The organism is Janthinobacterium sp. EB271-G4-7A (genome assembly GCF_020858075.1).
Classification (GTDB): domain Bacteria; phylum Pseudomonadota; class Gammaproteobacteria; order Burkholderiales; family Burkholderiaceae_D; genus Janthinobacterium; species Janthinobacterium lividum.
Map to the genome: position 1 here is coordinate 2,010,259 of NZ_JACYMI010000001.1, position 22,091 is coordinate 2,032,349.

General features: G+C 68.1%; 21 protein-coding genes. 14 read left to right on the plus strand and 7 right to left on the minus strand.

What is annotated here, in order from left to right; genetic code table 11:
• Positions 1-102: 102 nt before the first annotated feature.
• The gene (locus IGS58_RS09145) at positions 103-522 is read left to right on the plus strand and encodes a DUF2177 family protein (RefSeq protein ID WP_070258166.1); all 420 of its coding nucleotides are present in this window, start codon (positions 103-105) and stop codon (positions 520-522) included.
• Here IGS58_RS09145 and IGS58_RS09150 read toward each other — a convergent pair.
• From IGS58_RS09150 to IGS58_RS09160, 3 genes are all read right to left on the minus strand, one after another.
• Positions 503-1,453, minus strand: coding sequence for a PP2C family protein-serine/threonine phosphatase (locus tag IGS58_RS09150; RefSeq protein ID WP_230521152.1), 951 nt, complete (start codon positions 1,451-1,453; stop codon positions 503-505). The two genes, IGS58_RS09145 and IGS58_RS09150, sit on opposite strands and share 20 nt — an antisense overlap.
• A 149-nt stretch (positions 1,454-1,602) precedes the next feature.
• Complete coding sequence (locus tag IGS58_RS09155) at positions 1,603-2,049, minus strand: glycine zipper 2TM domain-containing protein (protein ID WP_034751896.1); 447 nt, start codon at positions 2,047-2,049, stop codon at positions 1,603-1,605.
• Between the two features lie 121 nt (positions 2,050-2,170).
• Positions 2,171-2,713, minus strand: coding sequence for a GNAT family N-acetyltransferase (locus IGS58_RS09160; protein ID WP_099388194.1), 543 nt, complete (start codon positions 2,711-2,713; stop codon positions 2,171-2,173).
• Between the two features lie 174 nt (positions 2,714-2,887).
• Here IGS58_RS09160 and IGS58_RS09165 point away from each other — a divergent pair, with 174 nt between their 5' ends.
• The 5 genes from IGS58_RS09165 (at position 2,888) to IGS58_RS09185 (ending at position 9,543) form a co-directional block, all read left to right on the plus strand.
• Positions 2,888-4,336 (plus strand): M20/M25/M40 family metallo-hydrolase, encoded by a 1,449-nt coding sequence (locus IGS58_RS09165; protein WP_230521153.1) that lies wholly within the window; start codon positions 2,888-2,890, stop codon positions 4,334-4,336.
• Positions 4,337-4,591: 255 nt separating this feature from the next.
• Positions 4,592-6,157 (plus strand): ABC transporter substrate-binding protein, encoded by a 1,566-nt coding sequence (locus tag IGS58_RS09170; protein ID WP_230521154.1) that lies wholly within the window; start codon positions 4,592-4,594, stop codon positions 6,155-6,157.
• 64 nt (positions 6,158-6,221) lie between these two features.
• Positions 6,222-7,160, plus strand: a complete 939-nt coding sequence (locus IGS58_RS09175) for an ABC transporter permease (protein ID WP_230521155.1) — start codon at positions 6,222-6,224, stop codon at positions 7,158-7,160.
• Complete coding sequence (locus IGS58_RS09180; RefSeq protein WP_230521156.1) at positions 7,157-7,942, plus strand: ABC transporter permease; 786 nt, start codon at positions 7,157-7,159, stop codon at positions 7,940-7,942. The genes IGS58_RS09175 and IGS58_RS09180 overlap by 4 nt, the downstream gene beginning before the upstream one ends.
• A complete protein-coding gene (locus IGS58_RS09185; RefSeq protein ID WP_230521157.1) occupies positions 7,936-9,543 on the plus strand; it encodes an ABC transporter ATP-binding protein in 1,608 nt (535 codons plus the stop codon). The genes IGS58_RS09180 and IGS58_RS09185 overlap by 7 nt, the downstream gene beginning before the upstream one ends.
• On the opposite strand, the gene IGS58_RS09190 is transcribed toward IGS58_RS09185, so the two are convergent.
• The 4 genes from IGS58_RS09190 to gshB all read right to left on the minus strand — a co-directional run bounded on the left by IGS58_RS09190 (position 9,540) and on the right by gshB (position 15,660).
• A complete protein-coding gene (locus tag IGS58_RS09190; protein ID WP_230521158.1) occupies positions 9,540-10,304 on the minus strand; it encodes an SAM-dependent methyltransferase in 765 nt (254 codons plus the stop codon). The two genes, IGS58_RS09185 and IGS58_RS09190, sit on opposite strands and share 4 nt — an antisense overlap.
• A 45-nt stretch (positions 10,305-10,349) precedes the next feature.
• The gene (locus IGS58_RS09195) at positions 10,350-12,395 is read right to left on the minus strand and encodes a TonB-dependent receptor domain-containing protein (RefSeq protein WP_230521159.1); all 2,046 of its coding nucleotides are present in this window, start codon (positions 12,393-12,395) and stop codon (positions 10,350-10,352) included.
• Between the two features lie 245 nt (positions 12,396-12,640).
• Entirely contained in the window at positions 12,641-14,695 is a 2,055-nt protein-coding gene (gene paaZ, locus IGS58_RS09200; protein ID WP_034783922.1) for a phenylacetic acid degradation bifunctional protein PaaZ, read from the minus strand.
• Positions 14,692-15,660: a glutathione synthase gene (gene gshB / locus IGS58_RS09205; protein ID WP_230521160.1), complete on the minus strand. Its 969-nt coding sequence runs from the start codon at positions 15,658-15,660 to the stop codon at positions 14,692-14,694. Before gshB ends, paaZ begins: the two co-directional genes overlap by 4 nt.
• A 273-nt stretch (positions 15,661-15,933) precedes the next feature.
• On the opposite strand from gshB, the gene IGS58_RS09210 reads away from it, so the two are divergent.
• The 8 genes from IGS58_RS09210 (at position 15,934) to IGS58_RS09245 (ending at position 22,088) form a co-directional block, all read left to right on the plus strand.
• On the plus strand, positions 15,934-16,350 hold the full coding sequence (locus IGS58_RS09210) for an acyl-CoA thioesterase (RefSeq protein WP_034783925.1): 417 nt from the start codon (positions 15,934-15,936) through the stop codon (positions 16,348-16,350).
• A 1-nt stretch (position 16,351) separates the two neighbouring features.
• Positions 16,352-16,909 carry a hypothetical protein gene (locus IGS58_RS09215; protein WP_099388187.1) on the plus strand — a complete coding sequence of 186 codons (558 nt, stop codon included), beginning with the start codon at positions 16,352-16,354 and terminating at the stop codon, positions 16,907-16,909.
• Positions 16,906-17,601 (plus strand): peptidoglycan DD-metalloendopeptidase family protein, encoded by a 696-nt coding sequence (locus IGS58_RS09220; protein WP_034783928.1) that lies wholly within the window; start codon positions 16,906-16,908, stop codon positions 17,599-17,601. The genes IGS58_RS09215 and IGS58_RS09220 overlap by 4 nt, the downstream gene beginning before the upstream one ends.
• Complete coding sequence (locus IGS58_RS09225; RefSeq protein WP_034783929.1) at positions 17,594-18,316, plus strand: glutamine amidotransferase; 723 nt, start codon at positions 17,594-17,596, stop codon at positions 18,314-18,316. The genes IGS58_RS09220 and IGS58_RS09225 overlap by 8 nt, the downstream gene beginning before the upstream one ends.
• A complete protein-coding gene (locus IGS58_RS09230) occupies positions 18,313-19,533 on the plus strand; it encodes a MalY/PatB family protein (protein WP_230521161.1) in 1,221 nt (406 codons plus the stop codon). The genes IGS58_RS09225 and IGS58_RS09230 overlap by 4 nt, the downstream gene beginning before the upstream one ends.
• Positions 19,534-19,569: 36 nt before the next feature.
• A complete protein-coding gene (locus tag IGS58_RS09235; RefSeq protein ID WP_034783931.1) occupies positions 19,570-20,178 on the plus strand; it encodes a flavoprotein in 609 nt (202 codons plus the stop codon).
• A 23-nt stretch (positions 20,179-20,201) separates the two neighbouring features.
• Positions 20,202-20,894 (plus strand): glutathione S-transferase family protein, encoded by a 693-nt coding sequence (locus IGS58_RS09240; RefSeq protein WP_034783932.1) that lies wholly within the window; start codon positions 20,202-20,204, stop codon positions 20,892-20,894.
• A gap of 66 nt (positions 20,895-20,960) precedes the next feature.
• The gene (locus tag IGS58_RS09245) at positions 20,961-22,088 is read left to right on the plus strand and encodes an acyl-CoA dehydrogenase family protein (RefSeq protein WP_230521162.1); all 1,128 of its coding nucleotides are present in this window, start codon (positions 20,961-20,963) and stop codon (positions 22,086-22,088) included.
• The last annotated feature ends 3 nt before the right edge of the window (positions 22,089-22,091 follow it).

Below are 22,091 nucleotides of genomic sequence, written 5' to 3' on the forward strand. Positions count from 1 at the left end.
TTTCATGCGGCCTATTTGATCCCATGGCATCCATGGCGGCGTTTTGCATTATGCTGGCGTAACCGTTATCCCCCACACGCTGCCTGACGCCGAAAGATGACCATGCCTGTCCAACGTCCGCTCCAGCTTGCCATTGCCTATGGCGCCACCTTGTGCGTATTCCTGGCCATCGATGCCCTGTGGCTGGCCGTGCTGATGAAACCGATGTACGCCGCGGCGCTGGGGCCGTTGCTGGCGGACACGCCCCGCTGGGCGCCGGCCACGCTGTTTTACCTGCTGTACGTGGCGGGACTGCTGGTCTTTGCCATTTTGCCCGGCTTGCGCCTGCGCCGCGGGCGCACGGCGGCAGCGCTGGGCGCGTTGCTCGGGCTGCTTGCCTACGGCACCTATGATCTGAGCAACTACGCGACATTGCGCGACTGGCCGCTGGCCTTGACGGCGATCGACATGGCCTGGGGCGCCCTGCTGTCGGCCGTGTCGGCGACGGCCGGCTACCTGGCCGCTAGCCGCCTGGGGCGGTGAATTCCGCATCGAAGCGCAGCGCCAGCATGGTAATGTTGTCGCTATGTAAACCTGTTGGCGGGTGGGAGAGGAAGTCGTCGAACAGGGCGCTGACGGCCTGTGCCGCAGTCTTGCCTGCACACAAGGCGGGCCAGCGGGCCGTGAGGGCCAGCGGATCGTCGCAGGCCCAGAAACCGTCGCTGGCCAGCAGATAGTGGGCGCCGGGGCGCACGCGCAGCACGCGGCGGTCGCCCAGGTGCGCGAGGAAGGGCGGCAGGGTGGCCGCATCGAGGGCGCGCAATGGCTTGTCGAGCTGCAAGCTGTCGCTGATGGCATTGCCTAAAATGAATGCCTGCGAGATTTGCGGATGATGCTCGCCGTGCACGGCGGCACGCCAGCGCGTCTCGTCGAGCGCGCCGCGCATGGCGTACACGGTGGCCGGCACGTGGTCCACGGTGAGGATGCTGGCTGCCCCGTCGGCGATTTCATACAGGCGCGAATCGCCCACGTGATACAGCAGCGGCGCTTCGCCGGGCGGTACTTCCAGCAGGGTCAGGGTGGTGCCGGGCGGACGCGCCTGGGCTGGCGCGGCCATGGCGAAACTGTCCTGCAGCCGCGTGTGCAACTCGTCGAGCCTGGCGGCCAGGCTGGCCGTGTCGAGGCAGGCGGGCATGGCCAGCAAGCCTTGCACGGCCGCTTCCGCCGCTTCTCGCCCCTGGCCGTGACCGCCCATGCCGTCGAGCACGGCGGCGCGTACATGGCCGCGCGGCCAGCCCGGCACCTGGCAGTGGAACGGCGCTTGCTGCGACAGGCAGACGGCGTGGCCGCTGGCATCGATCAGCAGGAAGTTGTCCTGGTTCTCGCGGCGCGGCAGGGGACCGGCGCCCACGCTGGTGCCGGCGGCGGCATCGAGCCAGGGGCCGAAGTCAAGTCCGTCTTTGATTAAATGCATCGGTTGGTGCGGTCCAGGCGGCCAGCAATGTTGATCATAGGACACAGCTTAGCCGAAATTGCGCAGGGACGATACCTTGCCTGTCGCGCAAAAAAACCTGCGGCAGCAGGCTGGCGCAGGTTTTTCATGGTGCAAGTGCAGGGCGGTGCTTAACGGCGATGGCCCCAGCCGTGGCCGTGACCGTGGCCGCGGTCATAATAGTCGCGGCGGCCATGGTCGCGGTAGTAGCCGCGGCCCGGTTGCACGTAGACGACAGCTGGCGGGCCGTAGTAGCGCGGTGGCGGCGCGTAATACACCGGCTGCGGGGCAGGGGCGTAGTACACCGGCTGCGGCGCAGGCGCGTAATAGGTTTCGCGGTAACCGCCGCGATAGCCGCCACGGTCATAATAACGGTCATTCGTGCTGATGCTGTTGCCGACGGCGGCGCCAAGCACGCCACCGACGATCGCGCCATTGCGCCCGCCGGTGCTGTTGCCAATGGCCGCTCCGACAACGGCGCCTGCAACGGTATTGAAGTCGCGGTCACCGGCGACTGCGGCCGAAGACACAGCCACTGCCGCTACCATTACCGCACCCAGGAGTTTCTTGTTCAACATGGCATTTCCTTCCATTCCGGCGAGATCACAATGATCTGCATGGAGTGGACTATATCCGCTGCCGCAAGCTTGTTCCACGTCTAATACAACTTATTACAATCAGGGCGGCGTGGTAACAGTTTCAGCCTGACACGATAGGCGCAAACGCTTGCCATTCCGGACGCAGCAGGCTATACATTTTCACGTCGCGCATGACGCCATTGATGAAAAAGGCCTGGCGCTTCACGCCTTCCTCGGTAAAGCCGCACCTTTGCGCGATCCGTTCGGAAGCCGTATTTTGTGGGTCCATCAGCAATTCCAGACGGTGGTAGGGATAGGCATTGAACAGGTAGTCGACCACCAGGCGCGTCGCTTCGCCGCCATAGCCGCGTCCGCCCCACTTGGGGTCGAACAGGCGGTAGCCGATTTCGCGGCAAGCCGGGGTGCGGCCCTTGAAGTGCGTGATCGAGCCGATGATGTGCTGGTGATGGTCTTCAATCAGGAACAGTTCACTATCTTCCGTGACCAGGCCCGTCTGCAGGAATTCGCGCCGGATCGCTTCGGGCGATTTGAATTGCATGGAAAAGAACTCGCTGCGCGCGGGCAGGTCGTTGATCAGCGCGATATAGGTATTGAGGTCGGCGGCGGTCAAATGCCGGACGATACAGAGTCTTCCCTTGAGCATGGCGGTATCCGGTAGCGATCACGATCTGCATGGTAATCGACTCTGGGGGAAAGAGGCAATCGATCCCGTAAAAGTTGCTGCAATGACAGAATAAATACGCTATCGTAGAAAAATTCGCGCCTTGCCCATGGCTACGGCGTACCCGCTTCGACCTTGTTGACTGGAACTGAACACATGCATAGCATCCCGACTGGCGCGCCACTGCGCCGTTCCGCCGTATCCCTTGCCCTTGGCTGTATCGTCAGCGCCGGCGCCTTTGCCGCCGCGCCAGGCAATACGCCGCAAGCGCTGGCGCAGGTGCGCGACACCGCGCTGCAAAGCGACTGGGCCTACGCCCGCCTGGCCGACATGACGGATCTGATCGGCCCGCGCCTGTCCGGCTCCGCCGGCGCCGCCGCCGCCGTGCAGCAGGTGGCCGACACCATGCGCCAGCTGGGCGCCAAGGTCACCTTGCAGCCCGTGAAAGTGCCGCACTGGGTGCGCGGCGTGGAAACGGCGGAAATCGTCGACTATGCGGGCCGTCCGCAGGGCGTGTCGCAGCGCGTGGTGCTCACGGCCCTGGGCGGCTCCGGCGCCACTGCGGCCGCGGGCCTGACGGCGCCCGTGATCATCGTCAAGAGCCTGGAAGAACTCAAGGCGCGCGCGGCGGAAGTGAAGGGCGCCATTGTGCTGATCGACACGCCGTTCGACCAGGAGATGGCCGAGCGGGGTCTGGCCGGCGTCACCTACGGCCAGGGTTCGCGCTCGCGCTTCCTCGGACCGAAGGCGGCGGCCGACCTGGGCGCAGCGGCCGCGCTGGTGCGCTCGGTGGGCGGCGCCGATTTCCGCATCCCGCATGCGGGCGCCACGGGCCTGGACGACAATAAACGCATTCCCGCCGCCGCCGTCACCGTGGAAGACGCCCTGCTGATCGGCCGCCTGGCCGCGCGCGGCCCGATGAAAATGCACCTGACCCTGACGCCGCAAAACCTGCCGGAAGCCGATAGCTACAACGTCATCGCCGACTGGCCGGGCACGGACAAGGCCGACGAAGTGGTGGTGGTCTCGGGTCACCTCGACTCCTGGGACCTGGCGACGGGCGCGCACGACGACGGCGCCGGCGTGGTGGCGGCCATGGGCGTGGTGGAAACCCTGAAAAAGCTCGACTACCGTCCGCGCCGCACCATCCGCGTGATCGCCTGGATGAACGAGGAAAACGGCGGCCGCGGCGGCCAGGCTTACTTCGAGGCCCACAAGCAGGCGCTCGGCAAGCAATATGCGGCCATCGAGATGGATAGCGGCGCCGGCCGCCCGTTCGGTATCAAGGCCAGCGTGGGACCGAAGGCGGAAAAACTGTTCACGCCTTTGCTGGCCGCCCTGCAGCCGATGGGCGCACACGCGTTCACGCGCCGCGATGCGCTGGGCACGGGCGATTTGCACCGTCTGGAAACGGGAGGCGTGCCCAGCTTCGAGCCGCTGGTCGACAGCCACAGTTACTTCCACTACCACCATACGCCGGCCGACACCCTGGACAAGGTCGACCCGAATAACCTGAAACGCAACGTGGCGCTGATGTCGTCGCTGGCCTGGTTCCTGGCCAATATCGACGGCGAGATCGGCCGCGCGCCGGAGCAGGGCGAGTAAGCGGCATGGCGCCGGGACAGCGCCAGCTGTGGCGCCTTGACAGGGCCGGCGCTTGGGCGAGGGGAGCCTGCACCCCGGCCCCTCAGTTTTTCAGATACCAGCCCTCCGGAAAGACAATTTGCCTGGCCAGCGCGGCAACCATAAGATATGCAGCTGTAAATAATTCTCATTTAGTTGGGAATCCATTCTACGCAGCACACTTGCCCGGCCCATGGCGGCCGGGGTTTGCCTCTCTTCTGATCGTCAGGAACGCTGGTGCCCCGTCTTCGCTTGCTTTTTCCCCTTCTCCTTGCCGGCTGGCTGGCGTGTGCCGGCGCCAGCGCCAGTACGCAGCAGCCGTCGCCGGCACCGCGCATCGAGCGCTGTACCATTGCCGATGAACAGGGCGACTTCGGCTTGCCGACCCCCTACACCCATGCCAGCGGCGGCATGGGCTATACGCTGACGAGCCTGATTTTCGACACCCTCGTGTGGCGCGATGCCAGCGGAAAGCTGGTGCCGGGGCTGGCCAGCGCGTGGCGGGAAAGCGCCGACCACCGCACCATCGATTTCACCTTGCGCCCCGATGCGCGTTGGCATGACGGCAAGAGCGTCACGGCGGCGGACGTGGTGTTTACTTTTGCGTATTTGCGCCAGCACCCGCATCCCCTGTTCGACCTGGGGGCCATCGACGGCGTGGACGACCTGGGCAAGGGGCGTGTGCGCGTGCGCCTGAAGCGCGTATATGCGCCGTTCGTGGCGCAGCTGGCCGGTTCGGTGCCCATCCTGCCGCAGCATGTGTACGCGCGCCTGGACGACCCCCAGCACGTGAAACAGGCCGACATCGTCGGTAGCGGCCCCTATCGCCTGGGTGCGTATGACAAGGCGGCGGGCCGCTATCTTTTCACCGCGAACGAAGAGTACTACCTGGGCCCGCCCAGGGTGCGCAGCCTGCTGTTCCTGCGCATGCAGCCTTCGCTTGCCGTGGGCGCGCTCAAGCGGGGCCAGGTGGACATGATCCGCAGCCTGCCGGCGCCCCTGGCTGCCGAAGTGACGCGCTTTGCCACCGTGGTCAGCGCGCCTTCCGGCCATCCGGTGCGGCTGCGCTTCAATCATGCGCGCCCGCCGTTTGCCGACAAGCGCCTGCGCCAGGCCATCGCGCGCGGCATCGACCGGCAGGAACTGCTGCGCGTGGTCGAGAACGGGCAGGGCGAGGTGTCCGCCGGACGCTTCGTGCGGGGCAGCATCTGGCAGAGCGGGGCGCCGTTCGATGCGTATGCCTACGATCCGGTGGCAGCGCGCCGCATGCTGGCGGAGCTGGGCTACCGCGCCGCGCCGGACGGTCGCCTGCGCGACAGCGGCGGCAAGCCGTGGGTGCTCGAACTGGCGGCGACGCGCAGCCTGGCGCGGCCCGCCAGCCAGCTGGCTGGCCAGCTGGAAAAGCTGGGCATGGAAGTCAATGTGCGCATCATGGACGGCGGTATCCTGGGCGCGCGCATGGTCGCGGCCGATTTCGACCTGGCGCTCGTCAGCCAGGGCAGCAATGGGGACCCGGAAAGCATGCTGCGGCAAACGGCGGGCAACGGCGCCTTCAGCGATGCCTTCCGCCGCGCCGATCTGCTCGAGCTGCTGCAGCAGCAGGTCGGCACCGTCGACGTGGCCAAACGGCGCGCGCTGCTCGACCGCGCCCAGGCCATCTATGCCGAGGAGCTGCCGGCGTTTTTCCTGTATTCGCCGCAGTGGATCACGGCGGCCAATGCGCGCCTGCGGCCGTGGTTCACGCCGGGCGGCATCGCCGTCGGCATCTCGCTGCCGCTGAACAAACTGATGTTCGTGCAGTAGACGGGAGCCGACGCTGAGCGCTTCTACGTTCCCGGGCCGGCGCGCCGCGGGCTATGCGCTGGCCTTGCTGGCGCTCGTCAGCCTCGACTTCGCGCTGCCGCTGCTCATGCCTGGCGACCCCGTCACGGCCATCCTGGGGCAGGATGCGCTGATCGAACTCGATGCGGCCGAACGCGGTGCCCTGCTGGCGCGCCATGGCCTGGGCGGCGGCCAGCCCCTGTGGCAGCTGTACCTGGAACACCTGGCGCAGCTGCTGCGGCTCGATTTCGGCTATTCCATCCGCCACGGCATGCCGGTGAAGGACTTATTGGCGCAGCACCTGCCTTGGACCATGCTGCTGGTGGCGTGCGCGCTGGTGCTGTCCCTGCTGCTGGGCGTGGTGCTGGGCATCGAGGCCGCGTTCGCGCAGGGCAGGGCGCCGGACCGCGTGCTGACGGCCGCCACCCTGGCACTCGACAGCATCCCGCCTTTCGCCCTGGCGATGGGCCTGGTCATGCTGTTCGCCTATGGTTTGCAATGGCTTCCCAGCAATGGCGCCATGGCGCCGTTTTCCATGCAGACGGGGGCGGCCGCATGGCTGGAGCGCGCGCAGCACCTGGTGCTGCCCGTGTGCGCCATGGCGCTGCCAGCGGCCGCCGGCGTATTCCTCAGCGCGCGCGCCACGGCCGTCAGCGTACGGCAGCGTACCTTCATGGACCTGGCCCGCGCGCAGGGCGTGGGGCCGTTCGCCTTGCGCTACCGCCACCTGGCGCCCAACGTGCTTGCCGTCGTGCTGTCGCGCCTGGGTGGCGTGGCCGCGCGCCTGGTGTCGGGCGCCGTGTACGCGGAAACCGTCTTTGCCTATCCTGGCATCAACCTGGTGCTGACGGACGCCATCGTCAAGCACGACTACCCGCTGGTGCGTGGCGCCCTGCTGGCGACGGGGCTGCTGCTGTTCGCCATGAACTTGCTGGCTGATGCACTGGCCGCCCGCCTGGCACGGCGCGCGCAGCGCGCGCCATGAACGCGTCCGTGCGCGCGGGGACCGGGCTGCTGCTGGTGCTGGCCCTGATGCTGGCCGGCGCCAGCTGGCTGCAGCCTGCGTCCGGCGGCGCCATGGATGCCGTGCTGGCGCCGCCCGGCGCCCTGCACTGGCTGGGCACCGATGACCTGGGCCGCGACGTGCTGCGCCGCCTGGCCGTCGCCGCGCTGCCGACCCTGGGCATCGGCGTGGCCGTGAGCGCCGCCAGCATCGCGCTGGCCGTGCTGCTGGCGCTGTGCGGGCTGGCCTGGCCGGCGGCCGATACGCTGGTGCTGCGGCTGGCCGACCTGTTCAGCGCCTTGCCATCGACTCTGGTTTTCATCGTCATCGCCTCGGCCATGCAGCCGGGCGTGGCGGCCCTGGTGGCGATGCTGGCGGCATTCGGCTGGGATGTCGAATTTCGCGCGCTGCGCCTGCGCCTGCGCCAGGTGTGGCGCCAGGAGAGCCTGGACGCGGCACGCCTGGCGGCGGCGTCGGGCATCTACCTGCTGCGCCGCCATGTGTGGCCGGCCATGGCGGGATTGCTGGCCGTGCAAGCCGTGGCCCTGGTGCGCCGCGCCGTGTTTCACTACGCGGGCCTGGCCTTCCTCGGGCTGGCCGATCCGCGTACCCCGACCTGGGGCGGCATGCTCAATGAAACCATGCCCTATCTTGCCCACCCGGACGCGCGCGCCTGGATACTGGCGGCCTGGCTGTGCCTGGCCATGCTGCTGATCGCGCTGGCGCTGCTGGGCCAGGGCCTTGACGAGCGCGCGCGATGCTAGCGGCGGCCGCTTTCTGCATCGAGGCGGATGGCCGCCAGTTGCTGCGCCAGCTGCATTTTCAGGCGCGCCCCGGCGTGCCGCTGGTGATCATCGGCGAATCGGGCGCCGGCAAGAGCACGCTGGCGCGGGCCTTGCTCGGCATGGCGCCGGGGCGCGGCAGCGGCAGCTTGCGCGCCGGCGGCATGCAACTGGTGGATGCGGACGAAGCGGCGCTGCGGCGCTGGCGCGGCCGCCAGGCTGGCCTGGTGCCGCAAGACGTGCACGACGCCCTCAATCCCCAGCACACTTTGCTGGCGCAGGTGGCGGCGCCTTTGCGGCGGCATCTGGGCATGCGGCGCGGGCCAGCCGAACTGGCGGCCGGTGCCCTGCTGGTTTCGCTGGGCCTGGCCGAAAACCTGCACCGGCGCTATCCGGCCCAATGCAGCGGCGGCCAGCTGCAGCGCGTCCTGCTGGCGGCGGCGCTGGCGCCTGAGCCGGCACTGCTGGTGCTGGACGAGCCGACATCCGCGCTCGATCCCGCCGCCAGCGCGCTGGTGCTCGGGCGCCTGCGCGCCGAAGCGGCGCAGCGCCAGCTGGTGGTGGTGACGCACGACCTGGAGCTGGCGCGCGCGCTCGATGGCGATGTGCTGGTGCTGTACGGCGGCAGCGCCGTGGAAACGGGGCCGGCCGCAGCGGTGCTGGCGGCGCCGCGCCATCCCTACACGCGCGGCCTGCTGCGCGCCTGGCCGCGCGAGAACGGCAAGGACTTGCAGGGCATCGCCGGCACCCATGAAGAGGGCGCGCGCGGCTGCGCCTTCGCCAGCCGCTGCAGCCAGCGCATCGCCCGCTGCGGCGAGGAGGCGCCGGCGCTCGATGCCACGGGCGTAGCCTGCCTGCGCGGCGGCATCGTCACCGTGCTGTCCGCGCGCGGCGTGCACAAGCGCCTGGGCGGACAAGCCGTACTGGCGGGCGTCGACCTGGACGTGCAGTCGGGCGAAACGGTGGTTATCGTGGGCGCGTCCGGCGCGGGCAAGTCGACTTTGGCGCGCATCCTCGTCGGCCTGCAGCAGGCCGATACGGGCACAGTGACCACGCCGGAGCGCGAAGAGGGGGGCGCGGCGGCGGGCATCGCCTACGTGCCGCAGCATGCGGGCGCCTCGGTGGCCAGCCACTTCAGCGTATTCGAGGCGGTGGCCGAGCCGCTCGCCATCGCGGATCGCGTCAGCGTGGACGCGATCCGCGCGGCGGCGCTGCGGGCGCTGGCCGACGTGCGCCTGCCGGCCACAGAAGCCTTCCTGAAGCGCCAGGCGCGCAGCTTGAGCGGCGGGGAATTGCAGCGCCTGGCCATCGCGCGGGCGCTGATCGCCGATCCGGCCGTGCTGGTGGCCGATGAACCGACCGCCGCGCTGGATGCCTCGGTGCAGGCGAAGGTGCTGCGGCTGCTGCTCGACGTGCAGGAGGCGCGCGGCCTGGCCCTGCTGCTCATCACGCACAATCTGCCTGTCGCCCGCCACGTGGCGGACCGCATCGTGCGGCTGGAAGATGGCCGCTGCGCGGCGTTGCCCGGGCCGCAGGACGGCACGGAGGGCGCCGCGCCGGCGCTCTGGATGCGCCTGGCCTAGCCCAGGAAATCGCCTACATACACCAGGTGTTCGAACGGCGGCTTTTCGTTCTCCGTGCGGGCCAGCACCGTGCCCAGCGTCGCGCGCAGCACGGCCTGTTTTGCGTCGGCGCCCGCGTGGGCGACGATGGCGAGCGGCGTGTTGCCGGGCAGGTGGCGCGCCAGGCGTTCGACCAGCGAGGGCAGGTCGGCGCGCATGGTAAAGAAGACCAGGGTGGAACCCGTGGCGGCCAGCTTGTCCAGGGTGTCGCTGCCCGTGTAGTCGTCGCGCGTGTCGGCCGAGGCGGCGAGGATCACGGAACGGCTGTGCTTGCCTCCGGTGACATCGCGGGCCAGCGCCGCATTGGCCGCATTGAAGCAGGAGATGCCAGGGATGACGATGGGATTCAGTTCGCTGAACTCGCTCAGATAGCCCGATTGCGGCCCGAAGATCATGGCGTCGCCATAGTCGAGCACTGCGACGGTCTTGCCGGCCGCCGCCGCCGCGTGGATGATGTCGCGCGTCTGTTTTTCCATGGCGTCGACTTCCTCTTCCGGCGTGTCGCGCCGCGCCAGGGGGCTGAACAGGCCGTGGCCCGCCTTGTGCAGTTCCTTGCCGTCAAGCAGGTCGGCAAACGCTTCCAGCAGGCGCGGGATGCCGAACACGATATCGACGCCGCGCAGGGTTTTCTGCGCCTTCACGGTAATGCTGTCAGGGTCGCCGATGCCGGCGCTGACGAGGTACAGGCCGCAGCGCGCGCCCGCTTGGGTGGTATAGGTCATGGTTCTCTTCTCTTTACGGATGGGTGAGTGGGATGGTGGAATCGCTTAAAAGTGGTAACTGGCGCTCACGCGCACGTCGCGTCCCGGCTCCGGCAGGATATTGCCGACACCGCCGTCGAGCGAACTGTGGCTCGTGTAGCGCTTGTCGCCCAGGTTGCGCACGGCCAGCGCCAGGCTCAGCGCGCGCAGCGCGGCCGGCTGCCATTGCAGCTGGATGTCGTGCAGCACGTAGCCGGCCCGCTGTACTGCCGCTTTCGGCACGTCGTCCAGGCGCCGCACGGCGTTCAGGGTATAGCCGGCCGTGAGGCCGGGCAGCATCTGCCAGTGGCTGTCCCACGTGAGCCGGTCGCCCAGCGCCGTGCCCACGCGGCGCGCCGGGTTCAAGGGCTTGCCGCCCACCGTGGTATCGGCCAGCACCACGCCGACGGACGTGCCGTAGCCGCCCCGCTGCCAGCGCGCCTTCCATTCCCAGCCCTTCGAGCGCAGGGTCTCGGGCATGTTGCGGATATACGCGGGATACACGACGCCCTGGCCGGCCCATTCGATCAGGTTGGCAATGCGTGTGTCGAAGTAGCCGAGGCGTACGGTCAGGCTGTCGCCGTCCAGCAGCGCATTGGCGCCCTCGTACTTCAGGCCCGCTTCGCGCGTGGTCGAGGTTTCCGGCTTGAAGGGCTTGCCGTTGTTGAAATTGCTCTTTTTGTCCAGGCTGGTGAGGAAACCGATGGGGACGATGCCGCTGGCGCGCACGGCTTCGCCATAGCTGGCAAAGGCGCCCACGCCGCGGCCCAGCTCCAGCTCGGCGCCGATGTTCGGCGATGTCCTGCCGCCCTTGACGGTACGCGGTCCGAAGGCGGTATCGTAGCGGTCATGGCGCAAGCCCAGCGACAGCTGCAGGGCTTGCCAGCGCATGCGCTCCTGCACGAACAGGCCCAGATTGCGCGCCTGCGTGGATTTGCGGCCCGGCCCCAGGATGGCGGCGCCCAGCACGCCGTTGGTGATGCCTTCCTCGTCCATGAAGTCGGCGCCGGCCGTCAGGCGGTGCTGCGTGCCGGCCAAGCCCAGGTTTGCCGTATTGCGCACGCTGCCGCCCCGTTCCGTCGTCCTCGCGCTGCGCGCCTGGCTGACGTCTTCCAGCTCGTTCTCGTTCAGGTACAGATTGAATTTCCAGTCCAGCAGCGCATTGCCGGCCGGCTGGTAGCGGTGTTCCAGGGTATAGGTATGGCGTTCGCTGCGCTGGTAGGTGGGCACGGCGTTCGCGGGCGCATAGCCGTTGTCGCTGCCGACCCGGCTGAACAGGTAGAGCCCCGCATTGCGGTTGCGCGCCGCGCCCAGGCGCAGGCTATGCTCGGCCAGGTCCAGCAAGCTCAATTTGAGCAGGTAGTCGCGGTCATGCCCGGCCGAATTGGGCACGTCGCCACCGCCGCCGATGCGGTAGTTGTCGCGGTTGACGGCGCTGACATGGGCCAGCAAGCCCAGCTTGTTTTCCAGCGTCTCGCCCAGCATGCCATACACGCTGACGGCGCCGCGCCGCGCTTCGTCGGCGCTGGCGTACGCCGCGCGCACGCTGGCGCCGGCGCGTTTGCCAGGCGCCAGCAAGTCCTGCGCATCGACGGTGTCAAAGCGGATGCTGCCGCCCAGCGCGCCCGGCCCCGCGTCGGCGCTGGGGCCGGGCTGGATATCGACCTGTTTCAGCAGGTCGGGATCGATGCCGCCCAGGTCGCCCCGGTGCTGGTGCAGGCTGCGGCCCTGGCGCGCGCCGTCGATGCTGATGTTCAGGTTGGCGCCGTCGACGCCGCGCAGGTAGATGCGCTGCGCATTGCTGGCGCCGCCGCCCACGCTGACGGCAGCTTCGCTGGCGAAGACGTCGGCCATGTCCATGGCTTGCTGGCGCTGCAGGGTCTCGCGGGAAATGCGCGTGATGCCCGGCAGGGGCGCGTCCGGCCCGGACTGGTCGATCAGCTTGACTTCGGGCAGGGTCGCCAGCGGCGCGGCCTGTTCAGCGCGCGTGTCGGACATTTGCTGGGCGAAAGAGAAGGGGGCGATGGGCAGCGCACTGGCGCCAAGCAGGAAAAGGGGAACGGCATGTCGCATGGGAAGGTCGTCTTTGTCAGAAGGGAAGCTACGGGAAGGGAGGGCGCAGGTGCTGGCCTGCGCAGCGTCAGTCGAATCTGCTACAGCAGCGCTGTCCCGGGACTGGAAGCGGCGCGCCGCACCGCTTCCGGTCCCTGAAATACCCGGTTGGCTTCATCTCGTCAGCCGCCATTCTGAAAGACGGGGGCAACGTTGGCTATTTGTATTTCTTGATCGGCGCCATCAGGAAAACTGAGGGCCGCCGCTCACAGCCCTGCGCGCTTGGCGACCAGGGTCAGGATGTCGTAGCTGGCCACCAGTTCATCGTTCTGGTTGGTGACCTGCACGTCCCACGACACCACGCCCTGGCCGACACCCTTGTCGTCGCGCCGCTGGCGGTCGACCTTGCGCTTGCACGTCAGGCGCGCGCGGATGGTGTCGCCGATGCCGACCGGCGCGACGAAGCGCAGGTCGTCGAGCCCGTAGTTGGCCAGCACGGGACCTGGCGCCGGGGAGACGAACAGGCCGGCTGCCGCCGCCAGCACGAAATAGCCGTGCGCGATGCGCCGGCCGAACTGAGAATCGCGCGCGGCGATCTCGTCGAAATGCATGTAGAAATAATCGCCCGAGATGCCGCCGAAGGCCACGATATCCGCTTCGCAGACGGTGCGCCGGTGCGTCAGCAGCGATTCGCCCACTTCCAGCTCGTCGAAATGCTTGCGGAACGGATGCTGCACGCTTTCGCGCACGGCGGCGCCGCGCACGTATTCGCCCGTCACGGCCGTCAGCATGGTGGGCGAGCCTTGCAGCGCCGAGCGTTGCAGGTATTGCGAGATGGCGCGCAGGCCGCCCAGCTGCTCGCCGCAGCCGGCGCGGCCAGGGCCGCCGTACTTCAGGTGCGCCGACGCCAGCACGTCCGTCCCCGCCGCCGCCACTTCGCGTTCCAGCACCAGCACGCGCCCGTGCGAGGCGGCCAGGCGCGGCACCGCATACGCGGCCAGCTTCGGATCGCGCGTGGCCAGGGTGCTGGCCAGGCTGCCCCTGCCGCGTGCGGCCAGCGCCAGCGCTTCCTCCACGTCCGCATACGGCATCAGGGCGCAGACGGGGCCGAAGGCCTCGATTTCATGCACGGCGTCGCTGCGCGCGCCGCCGCGGCACAGCAGCAGTGTGGGTGCGGCAAAGGCGCCATCGCGCACGCCTGCGCCGGAAGGCGCGTAGCCGTCCGCCTGGCCGCAGACGATGTCGCTTTCCTCGGCCAGGGCGCGCACGCGGGCGCCAAGTTCGCTGCGCTGCTCCTGCGATGCCAGCGGTCCCATTTGCACGCCTGCCTGGGCCGGGTCGCCGATCACCACCGCCGCCAGGCGTTCGCGCAGGCGCGCCGTCAGCGCTTCGATCTGCCCGTGCGGCACCATCACGCGGCGGATGGCGGCGCCGTCCTGGCCCGCCTTGACCGTCATCGAACGCACGATGGCGTCGACCAGCAGCTCGAATTCCGGCTCGCCGCTGCGCACGTCCGGTCCCAGGATGGCGCAATTGAGCGACGCCGCGCCCAGGCTGACCTGGACCGAACGCGCCAGCAGGTTGGGGTGGTTGCGCAAGGTCGTGGCGGTGGCGTCCGAACCGGTGAAGCTGACGGCATCGTTGTCCTGCAGGCGGGCCAGCAAGGCATCGGCCGGGCCGATGGCCAGCTGCAGCGCGCCTTTCGGCAGCACGCCGGACGCGTCGATCAGGCGCACCAGCGCTTCGGCCAGGTAGCTGGTACAGGTGGCGGGCTTGACGATGCAGGGCATGGCGGCCAGGAAGCTGGCGGCGAATTTTTCCAGCAGCGACCAGACGGGCAGGTTGAACGGGTTGATGTGCAGGGCCACGCCGCCGCGCGGCACCATGATGTGCGTGCCGGCCGCGCCGCCGCGCCGGCACAGCGACATGGCGGGCGCTTCGTGCAGCACATTGCCCGAAGGCAGGCCGCTGGCGGCGATGCCGGCGTAGGAATTGAGCACGCCGATGCCGGCGCAGATATCCTGCTTGCTGTCGGCGCGCGTGGCGCCGCTCAGGTAGGCGATCGTGTACAGCTCCTCGCGATGCTGCTGGATGTGCGATGCCAGCGCCCGCAGGCAGGCTGCCCGCTGCTGGAAGTCGAGGGCCATCAGCGCTGGCACGCCGGTGCGGCGCGCATAGTCGAGCGCCTGCTGCGCGTCGACCGACTCGGCATGCGTGTGATAGATCAGCGAATTGTCGATGGCGCTGTGCAGCGACAGGCCCGCTTCGCTGCCCATCCAGCGTCCGCCTATCCAGCTTTGCAGTGTGCTTACCTTGCTCATGATTGTTCCTCGTTCGTGTGCGTGAGCGATGCCGCCGTTTCCAGCGCATCGATGAACATGCCTGCCACGTCGAAACCCGTCTGCTGCATGATTTCGCGGAAGCAGGTAGGACTGGTGACATTGACTTCGGTGAGATGCGCGCCGATCACGTCCAGCCCGACCAGCAGCAGGCCGCGCGCCGCCAGCACCGGCGCCAGGGTATCGGCGATCTCGCGGTCGCGCGCCGTCAGCACGCGCGCTTCGCCGCGCCCGCCGGCAGCCAGGTTGCCGCGCACCTCGCCCGCCTGCGGTATGCGCGCCAGCGCATGCGGCACCGGCTTGCCGCCGATGAGCAAGATGCGCTTGTCGCCCTCGCTGATGGCGGGAATGTAGCGTTGCGCCATGATGGTGACGGCGCCGTCGCGCGTCAGCATTTCCACCGTGGCGCCCAGGTTCATGCCGTCCTCGCGTACGCGGAAGATGCCGGCGCCGCCCATGCCGTCGAGCGGCTTGAAGATCACGTCGCCGTGCTCGGCGTGGAAGGCGCGCAGGCGCGACGGCTCGCGGCTGACCAGGGTCGGCGCGCAGAACGGCGCAAATTCCAGGATCGCCAGTTTTTCGTTGTGGTTGCGCACGGCCGATGGCCGGTTGAAGACGCGCGCTCCCTGGCGCTGCGCCATTTCCAGCAGGTAGGTGCTGTACAGGTATTCCATGTCGAAAGGCGGATCCTTGCGTACCAGGACGGCGTCGAACTGCGCCAGCGGCAGCGTCGTCGCCGCCTCCCGGTGGAACCACGTGCCGGCGTCGTCGACCAGCTGCACGCGCGCGGCATGGGCGCTGACCACGCCGCCCTCGCAGTGCAGATGCTGCTGTTCGAACACGTGCAGTGCGTGGCCGCGCGCGGCCGCTTCCTGCATCATCGCGTAGGTCGAATCTTTCTTGATGTTCAACAGCTCGAGGCGGTCAGCCAGGATCGCGATTTTCATCGATGCGCCTTTCATTCAATAGGGTGGGGTAGAGGAAACCGGTGGGCCGCGCCAGTGCGCGCGGCAGCCGTGGCGCCATGCGCCGGGTCCTTGTTGCTGGAATATTTCTGCAGCGATGGTAGCGCAACGGGCGCCATTCGGCTCCTCAGATATTTGGACGTCCGCCCTCAGATATTGCGTCTTGTGAGGTACCCGCTATCGGTCTTAGCATCATTGGCGAAATGTCACTACCCAAGCCGGCCTGACCGGATATAACCGCCACATGAGGACACAATGATGCGCCGCTCTTTCAAGACCAATCTCGACATCCGTTACCGCGACACCGACTCGATGGGCCACGTCAGCAGCCCCGTGTACTACGAGTACATGCAGACTGCCTACCTCGAATACATGCACCGCATCCTGGAAATTCCGAAGAGCGAGAAGCTGCCGCACATCATGGTGAAAACCGCGTGCGAATACATCGCCCAGGCCAAGTACGGCGACAAGGTGCTGGTGCTCAGCCATGTTTCCAAGTTCGGCGGCAAGAGCTTTGAAATGGAGCACATCATGCACATCGGCGACGAGCAGGGCGTGGTGATGGCCAAGGCCATTTCCGTGCACGTCATGTACGACTATGAAAAGCAGGCCACGCAGCCCGTGCCCGAGTCGTTCAAGCAGACCGTGCTGGCCTACCAGGGCAGCCTCTAAGATGGCGCGCCTGGCATTCCTGCAAGCGCTTGGCGCGCTGGGCCTGCTCGCGGGCGCCGCGGCGCCGCTGGCCGCCAGCGCCGGTGAACCGGTGCGGCGCGTGCTGACGCCGATCGACTGGCCCGCGGCCAGCTTGGCGCGTGCCGGCGCGGCGCAGGCCGACGCGGTGCTGCGGCCGCTGCGCGCCACGGCGCCCGCCGGGCTGGCGCAGGTCAACATCCCGGTACTGCTGCTGCCGGCCGAAGGCGACTGGGGCGCGCCGCGTTTCCATGGCCAGGGCACGGCCTATGCTGCCCTGTATGCGCCGGCGGGCGCGAAGCTGGGGCTGTTCGGCAGCGCCACGCACCTCGTCGCACCAGGTGACCTGAAGCTCGAACATGCGGGCGGCGCCTTCGAATCGATAGGCGACGGCGCCGACTACAGCTTCACGCGCTTTGGCGCCGCCTACACGCTGCGCATGAGCTGCGACGAGCCGCTCAAGGACAAGCGCTGCACCGATCCGCAATATCTGACCGACACGGCGCGTGCGCTGCTGCTCGTGGCGGGAGAAAAACCATGATGAAGACTTTGCTACTGGCTGGCGTGCTCGGTGCGCTGGCGCTGCCGGCACTGGCCGGCAATGATGACCGTTTCCTGCCGCCCGGAGCACTGCTGCCCGGCAGCGGCAGCGGCGTGGCCAGCGCCGCCGTGCTGTACCCGGACATGCGCTTTCCCATCGAGAAGGGCGCGGCCTACGCCAGTTCGCATTTCTACGGCGTGGGCGGCCAGCGCGGCAAGGCAGGCGATTCCTGCGACGACGCCAACTATGCCTATCCGTGGCGCGACAATTTTTGCGAGCTGCGCAAGGACAACCTGCCGTTCTGCCTGTCCGGCGGCCATCAGGGGCAAGACTTGCGCCCGGCCACCTGCCGCGCCAATTTTCACTGGGCCGTAGCGGCCGACGATGGCGTCATCGTGCAGATCGCGCGTTTCAGCGTCACCCTGCAGACGGCCGCCGGCACCTTGTACCGCTATGTGCACCTCAATACCAGCGACCTGGCCGTGCGCGAACTGCAGCCGGTGGCGCGCGGCGCGCGCATCGGCAGGATTTCGAACAACTGGATCGACAAGCTGCCGATCCACCTGCATTTCGACGTCAAGGACACCATCAAGGTGGGCCAGCAGACCCTGGTGACCTTCGTGCCGCCGTATGCCAGCCTGGTCGAGTCCTACATCCAGCGCAACAAGATACAAGGAGAGCAGCATGAGTGAAACGATGCAAGGCCGGCGCGGGCGCAAGCGGCCGATCCTGGCGATACTGCGCCAGGAGGCGTCGACGCCGGGCCGCGCCGGCAAGCTGCTGCGCGACAAGGGCTTTGAACTCGATATCCGCCGTCCCGTGTGCGGCGACCCGCTGCCCGACACCCTCGATGGCCACGCGGGCGTGATCTCGTTCGGCGGCCCGATGAGCGCGAACGACAGCGACGCGCACATCCGCCGCGAGATCGAGTGGCTGTCCGTGCCGCTGGCGGAAAACCGGCCGTATCTGGGCATCTGCCTGGGCGCGCAGATGCTGGCCAAGAATCTCGGCTGCAAGGTGACGGCGGCCGAGGGCGACGTCACGGAGATCGGCTGGTATCCGCTGAAGCCGACGGCCGAAGGCCAGCGCATCATGCCCAAGTGGCCGGACATGGTGTACCACTTCCACATGGAGGGTTTCGAGCTGCCCAAGGGCGCCATCCTGTTGGCCGAGGGCGACGCCTACCGCAACCAGGCCTTCCGCTACGGCGAGAAAGCCTGGGGCATCCAGTACCATCCAGAGCTGACCCTGGCCATGCAGCGCCGCTGGGCGGTGAAGGGCGCGCACCGCTTCCACCTGCCGAACGCGCAGCAGGGCGAACAGCATCTGCAGGGGCGCGTGCTGCACGACAAGGCGCTGCGGGCATGGTTCAACGGCTTCCTGAACCGCGTGTTTACCGAAGCATGAGCCGCCAGCTCGCTACCCTGCAGGACGGCCTGGCGCTGACCCTGGACCAGCTGCTGGCGCGCCAGAGTTTCAAGTGGCGCCAGTACCAGCCCGGCGTGCTTGCCGCCTGCGTGGCCGACATGGACCTGGGCACCGCGCCCGCCGTGCAGGCGGCGCTGGCGCAGGTGCTGCAGCGCGTCGATTTCACTTATCCCCTGCGTGACGGACGCAAGGCCGACCGCGCCGTGGCACACGCGTTCGCCGCGCGCATGCGCCGCCTGTACGGCTGGCAGGCCGAGGCCGACCAGGTGCTGGTCCTGCCCGACCTGGTGCAGGCGACGTTTGCCGCGGTGATGGCGTTTTCCGACCCGGGCGACGGCGTGATCGTGCAGGTGCCGCACTATGCGCCGTTCCGCGAAGCGGTCGAGGGCACGGGCCGGCGCCTGGTCGCGCTGGAAATGCGCACGGGTGCCGGCGGCTTCCAGCTCGACCTGGAGAGCCTGGAACAAGCCGTCGATGCCCGCACGCGCGTGCTGATCCTGTGCAATCCGCACAATCCGACGGGGCGCGTGCTGAGCCGCGCGGAGCTGGACAGCGTGCTGGCCTTTGCCGAGCGCCATGCATTGATCGTGGTGTCCGACGAAATCCATGCCGACCTGGTCTACCCGGGGGCGCGCCATCTGCCATTCGCCTCCTTGTCGCAGGCGGCCGCCGCGCGCACCGTCACCCTGAACTCTGCCACGAAGAGCTTCAATATCGCCGGACTGCGCTGCGCCGTCGCCCATTTCGGCACGCCGCAGCTGCAGCAGCGCTTCCATGCGCGCCTGCCGGCGCGCCTGACGGGCGCCGTCAACAACCTGGGCATCGACGCCACCGTGGCGGCCTGGAACGACGGGCAGCCCTGGCTCGACGCCGTGCTGGCGCACCTGCTGGCCATGCGCGACTACGCGGCGCAGATCCTGCGCCGCGAGTTGCCGGGCGTCCGCTTCCACGTGCCGCAGGGGACGTATCTGCTGTGGCTCGATTGCGGCGCGCTGGAACTGGACCAGCCGGCGGCGGATTTCTTCCTCCAGCATGCGCGCGTGGCGCTCAGCCCGGGCGAAGTCTTCGACGCGCGCGCCGCGCACTGCGCGCGCCTCAATTTCGCCACCTCGCAGCCGCTGCTGGCCGAGATCCTCGACCGCATGGTCATGGCGGTACGCGCGCACCAGCGCCGCCGTCCGCCTGCACCCCATTAACCAGGCACAGCCGTGCCACCACCTGGACACAACACCATGGAAACGCCCATCAAAAAACACAAGCCGCGCATCCTCATCGGCGTCACGGGATCGCTCGATTCGACCCTGCTGCCGAACTACCTGCGCATCATCAAGGACCACCTCGATTGCGAGCTGAGCGTGCTGATGACGCCGAATGCCACCAACTTCCTCAAGCCGGAATCGATCGCGCTGTACGTCGACCGCGTCATCAGCGGCGAGCGGCCGCAGGATTGGCCGACCGACAAGCCGGGCCGCCTGGCCGCCGAGCACGACCTGCTGCTGGTGCTGCCCGCCACCGCGAATACGCTGGCGGCCGTGGCAAACGGCTTTTCCGGCAACCGCCTGACCACCGTGATCCTGGCCGCCACCTTTCCCGTGCTGCTGTTTCCCGTGATGGGCGGGCCGATGCTGGCCAAGCCGGCCGTGCAGCGCAACCTGGCGCAGCTGCGCGAGGACGGCTACATCATCATCGACCCCGTCTGGCGCGACCATTTCGATCCGCTGCTCGAGCGCATGCACGGCCATCACTCGCTGCCGAGTCCCGAGCAGGTGCTGGCGCTGCTGCGCGAACGCTTCCCCGCCAGCGGCGTGCAGCGCCTGGCGCTGACCGGCGCCGCGGCCTGACCTTCACAACCAGAGAGAACCGCATGTCCATCATCCTGTACAGCCTGTGCGCCGCCGACCGGCGCCGTCATTATTCGCCCCATGTATGGAAGATCATCATGGCACTCAAGCACAAGGAACTGCAGGCCGAGGTGCGGCCCGTCTCCTTCGCGGAAATCGCCGGCATCGAGGACGGCAGCTATAAAAGCGTGCCGGTGCTGAACGACAACGGCCACATCGAGGGCGACAGCTTTGAAATCGCCGTGCACCTGGAACGCGCCTATCCGGACCGGCCCAGCCTGTTCGGCGGCCCGGGCGGCCAGGCCATGGCCCGTTTCGTCGAAAGCTTCAGCCAGACGGTCATCCATCCGCCCGTCTCGGCCATCGCCGCCATGGACATGCATGCGCTGATGTCGCCGGCGGACCAGGCGTATTTCCGCGCGGCGCGCGAGAAACGCTTCGGCAAGACCCTGGAAGAGGCCTCGGCCACCCGCCACATCGAGCTGGCGGCCCTGCCGGAAAAATTCGCGCCGCTGCGCAGCGTGCTGGCCAAGCAGCCCTGGCTGGGCGGCGCGCAGCCCCTGTTTGCCGACTACATCCTGTTCGGCGTGCTGCAATGGGCGCGCATCACCGTGCCGTATCCCTTGCTGCCGGCCGACGATCCCGTCAGTACCTGGTTCGAGCGCTGCCTCGACCTGCACGGCGCCATCGGGCGCTCCGTCGTCCTGTCGGACTGACGGCCGGCGTACCTGCCAGGGCCGCCTGCGCGGCCCTTTTTCTTTCATTGACCAACAAGGCTAACCATGATGTTTACACCGCAACAGGGCGAGATACGCCAGCGCTACGCCGGCATCGGCAGCGACATTGCCGCCGGCGCCGCCGCGCGCGCCGAAGGTTTCGATTTTGACGGCTGGCAGCGCCTGCGCGATGCCGGTCTGTGGCGCATGATCGTGCCCGGCAGCGATCACGCGACGGGCGACTGGTGGAGTTTTACCGCCGCCCTCGACGGCCTGTCGTCCACCATCGGCGCGCCGGAGCTGCTGCTGTCGGTCATCGCCCAGGCCGGCATGGTGCGGGGCCTGGAGCGGCACGGCACGGAAGGGCAGCGCGACCGCTATTTCGGCGCCATTCTGCGCGGCGACGTCAGCGCCACCGGTATTGCCGAGCCGGGCACGGGCACGGACGTGCGCAGCATCCAGAGCACCTTGCGCGCCACGGCCGACGGCTACGTGCTCAATGGCGGCAAGTACAATATCGCGCACGCGCCCATCATGGATTTCGCCCTGATCGTCTGCCGCCTGGCGGACAAGGAAGAGCACAATATCGCGCTGGCGCTGGTCGACCGCGGCACGCCCGGCCTGCGCGCCGGCCTGGTGGACGACAAGCTGGGCAACCGCAACCTGCCCACCGGCGCCCTGCATTTCGAGGATGTGGCCGTGCGCCCGTCGCAGCTGCTGGGCGCACCCGGTCGCGGCCTGGCCACGCTGATCGACACCATTTCGCTGGGACGCCTGTATTACGGCCTGGCGGCGGCCAACCTGATCGCGCCCTATCTGGACGAGGCGATGCGCTACGCGGCCAGCCGCAGCAGCTTCAATAGCAGCATCGACAACCACCAGTACGTGCAGCGGCGCCTGGTCGATATCCGCATCGGCATGGAACGTTCGCGATGGCTGGCGTTTGGCGCGCTGTCGCAATTGCTGGCAGGCCAGCGGGAAGGGTTGATGAGCTGTTCCATCGCCAAGCTGGTGGGATCCGAAGACCTGATCAACAGCGCTACCAGCCTCGTCAAGCTGTACGGCAGTCTTGGCTATCACAACGGCCGCGTGGCCGAGCTGATGAAAAACGCCCTGGCTTTCGCCAGCGTGGGCGGCACCGAAGAAATGCACCGCAAAAATATCTTCAATCAGATGCAGCGCCTGGCTCGCTAGGTT

Bases quoted from the DNA above. Each gene is read 5' to 3' on its own strand.
- IGS58_RS09245 (WP_230521162.1), top strand. From the start codon at position 20,961: ATGATGTTTACACCGCAACAGGGCGAGATACGCCAGCGCTACGCCGGC.
- IGS58_RS09220 (WP_034783928.1), top strand. From the start codon at position 16,906: ATGATGAAGACTTTGCTACTGGCTGGCGTGCTCGGTGCGCTGGCGCTG.
- IGS58_RS09215 (WP_099388187.1), top strand. From the start codon at position 16,352: ATGGCGCGCCTGGCATTCCTGCAAGCGCTTGGCGCGCTGGGCCTGCTC.
- IGS58_RS09155 (WP_034751896.1), bottom strand. From the start codon at position 2,049: ATGTTGAACAAGAAACTCCTGGGTGCGGTAATGGTAGCGGCAGTGGCT.
- IGS58_RS09230 (WP_230521161.1), top strand. From the start codon at position 18,313: ATGAGCCGCCAGCTCGCTACCCTGCAGGACGGCCTGGCGCTGACCCTG.
- IGS58_RS09190 (WP_230521158.1), bottom strand. From the start codon at position 10,304: ATGACCTATACCACCCAAGCGGGCGCGCGCTGCGGCCTGTACCTCGTC.
- IGS58_RS09185 (WP_230521157.1), top strand. From the start codon at position 7,936: ATGCTAGCGGCGGCCGCTTTCTGCATCGAGGCGGATGGCCGCCAGTTG.
- IGS58_RS09145 (WP_070258166.1), top strand. From the start codon at position 103: ATGCCTGTCCAACGTCCGCTCCAGCTTGCCATTGCCTATGGCGCCACC.
- IGS58_RS09165 (WP_230521153.1), top strand. From the start codon at position 2,888: ATGCATAGCATCCCGACTGGCGCGCCACTGCGCCGTTCCGCCGTATCC.
- paaZ (WP_034783922.1), bottom strand. From the start codon at position 14,695: ATGAGCAAGGTAAGCACACTGCAAAGCTGGATAGGCGGACGCTGGATG.
- gshB (WP_230521160.1), bottom strand. From the start codon at position 15,660: ATGAAAATCGCGATCCTGGCTGACCGCCTCGAGCTGTTGAACATCAAG.
- IGS58_RS09160 (WP_099388194.1), bottom strand. From the start codon at position 2,713: ATGCTCAAGGGAAGACTCTGTATCGTCCGGCATTTGACCGCCGCCGAC.
- IGS58_RS09195 (WP_230521159.1), bottom strand. From the start codon at position 12,395: ATGCGACATGCCGTTCCCCTTTTCCTGCTTGGCGCCAGTGCGCTGCCC.
- IGS58_RS09210 (WP_034783925.1), top strand. From the start codon at position 15,934: ATGATGCGCCGCTCTTTCAAGACCAATCTCGACATCCGTTACCGCGAC.
- IGS58_RS09235 (WP_034783931.1), top strand. From the start codon at position 19,570: ATGGAAACGCCCATCAAAAAACACAAGCCGCGCATCCTCATCGGCGTC.
- IGS58_RS09180 (WP_230521156.1), top strand. From the start codon at position 7,157: ATGAACGCGTCCGTGCGCGCGGGGACCGGGCTGCTGCTGGTGCTGGCC.
- IGS58_RS09150 (WP_230521152.1), bottom strand. From the start codon at position 1,453: ATGCATTTAATCAAAGACGGACTTGACTTCGGCCCCTGGCTCGATGCC.
- IGS58_RS09240 (WP_034783932.1), top strand. From the start codon at position 20,202: ATGTCCATCATCCTGTACAGCCTGTGCGCCGCCGACCGGCGCCGTCAT.
- IGS58_RS09225 (WP_034783929.1), top strand. From the start codon at position 17,594: ATGAGTGAAACGATGCAAGGCCGGCGCGGGCGCAAGCGGCCGATCCTG.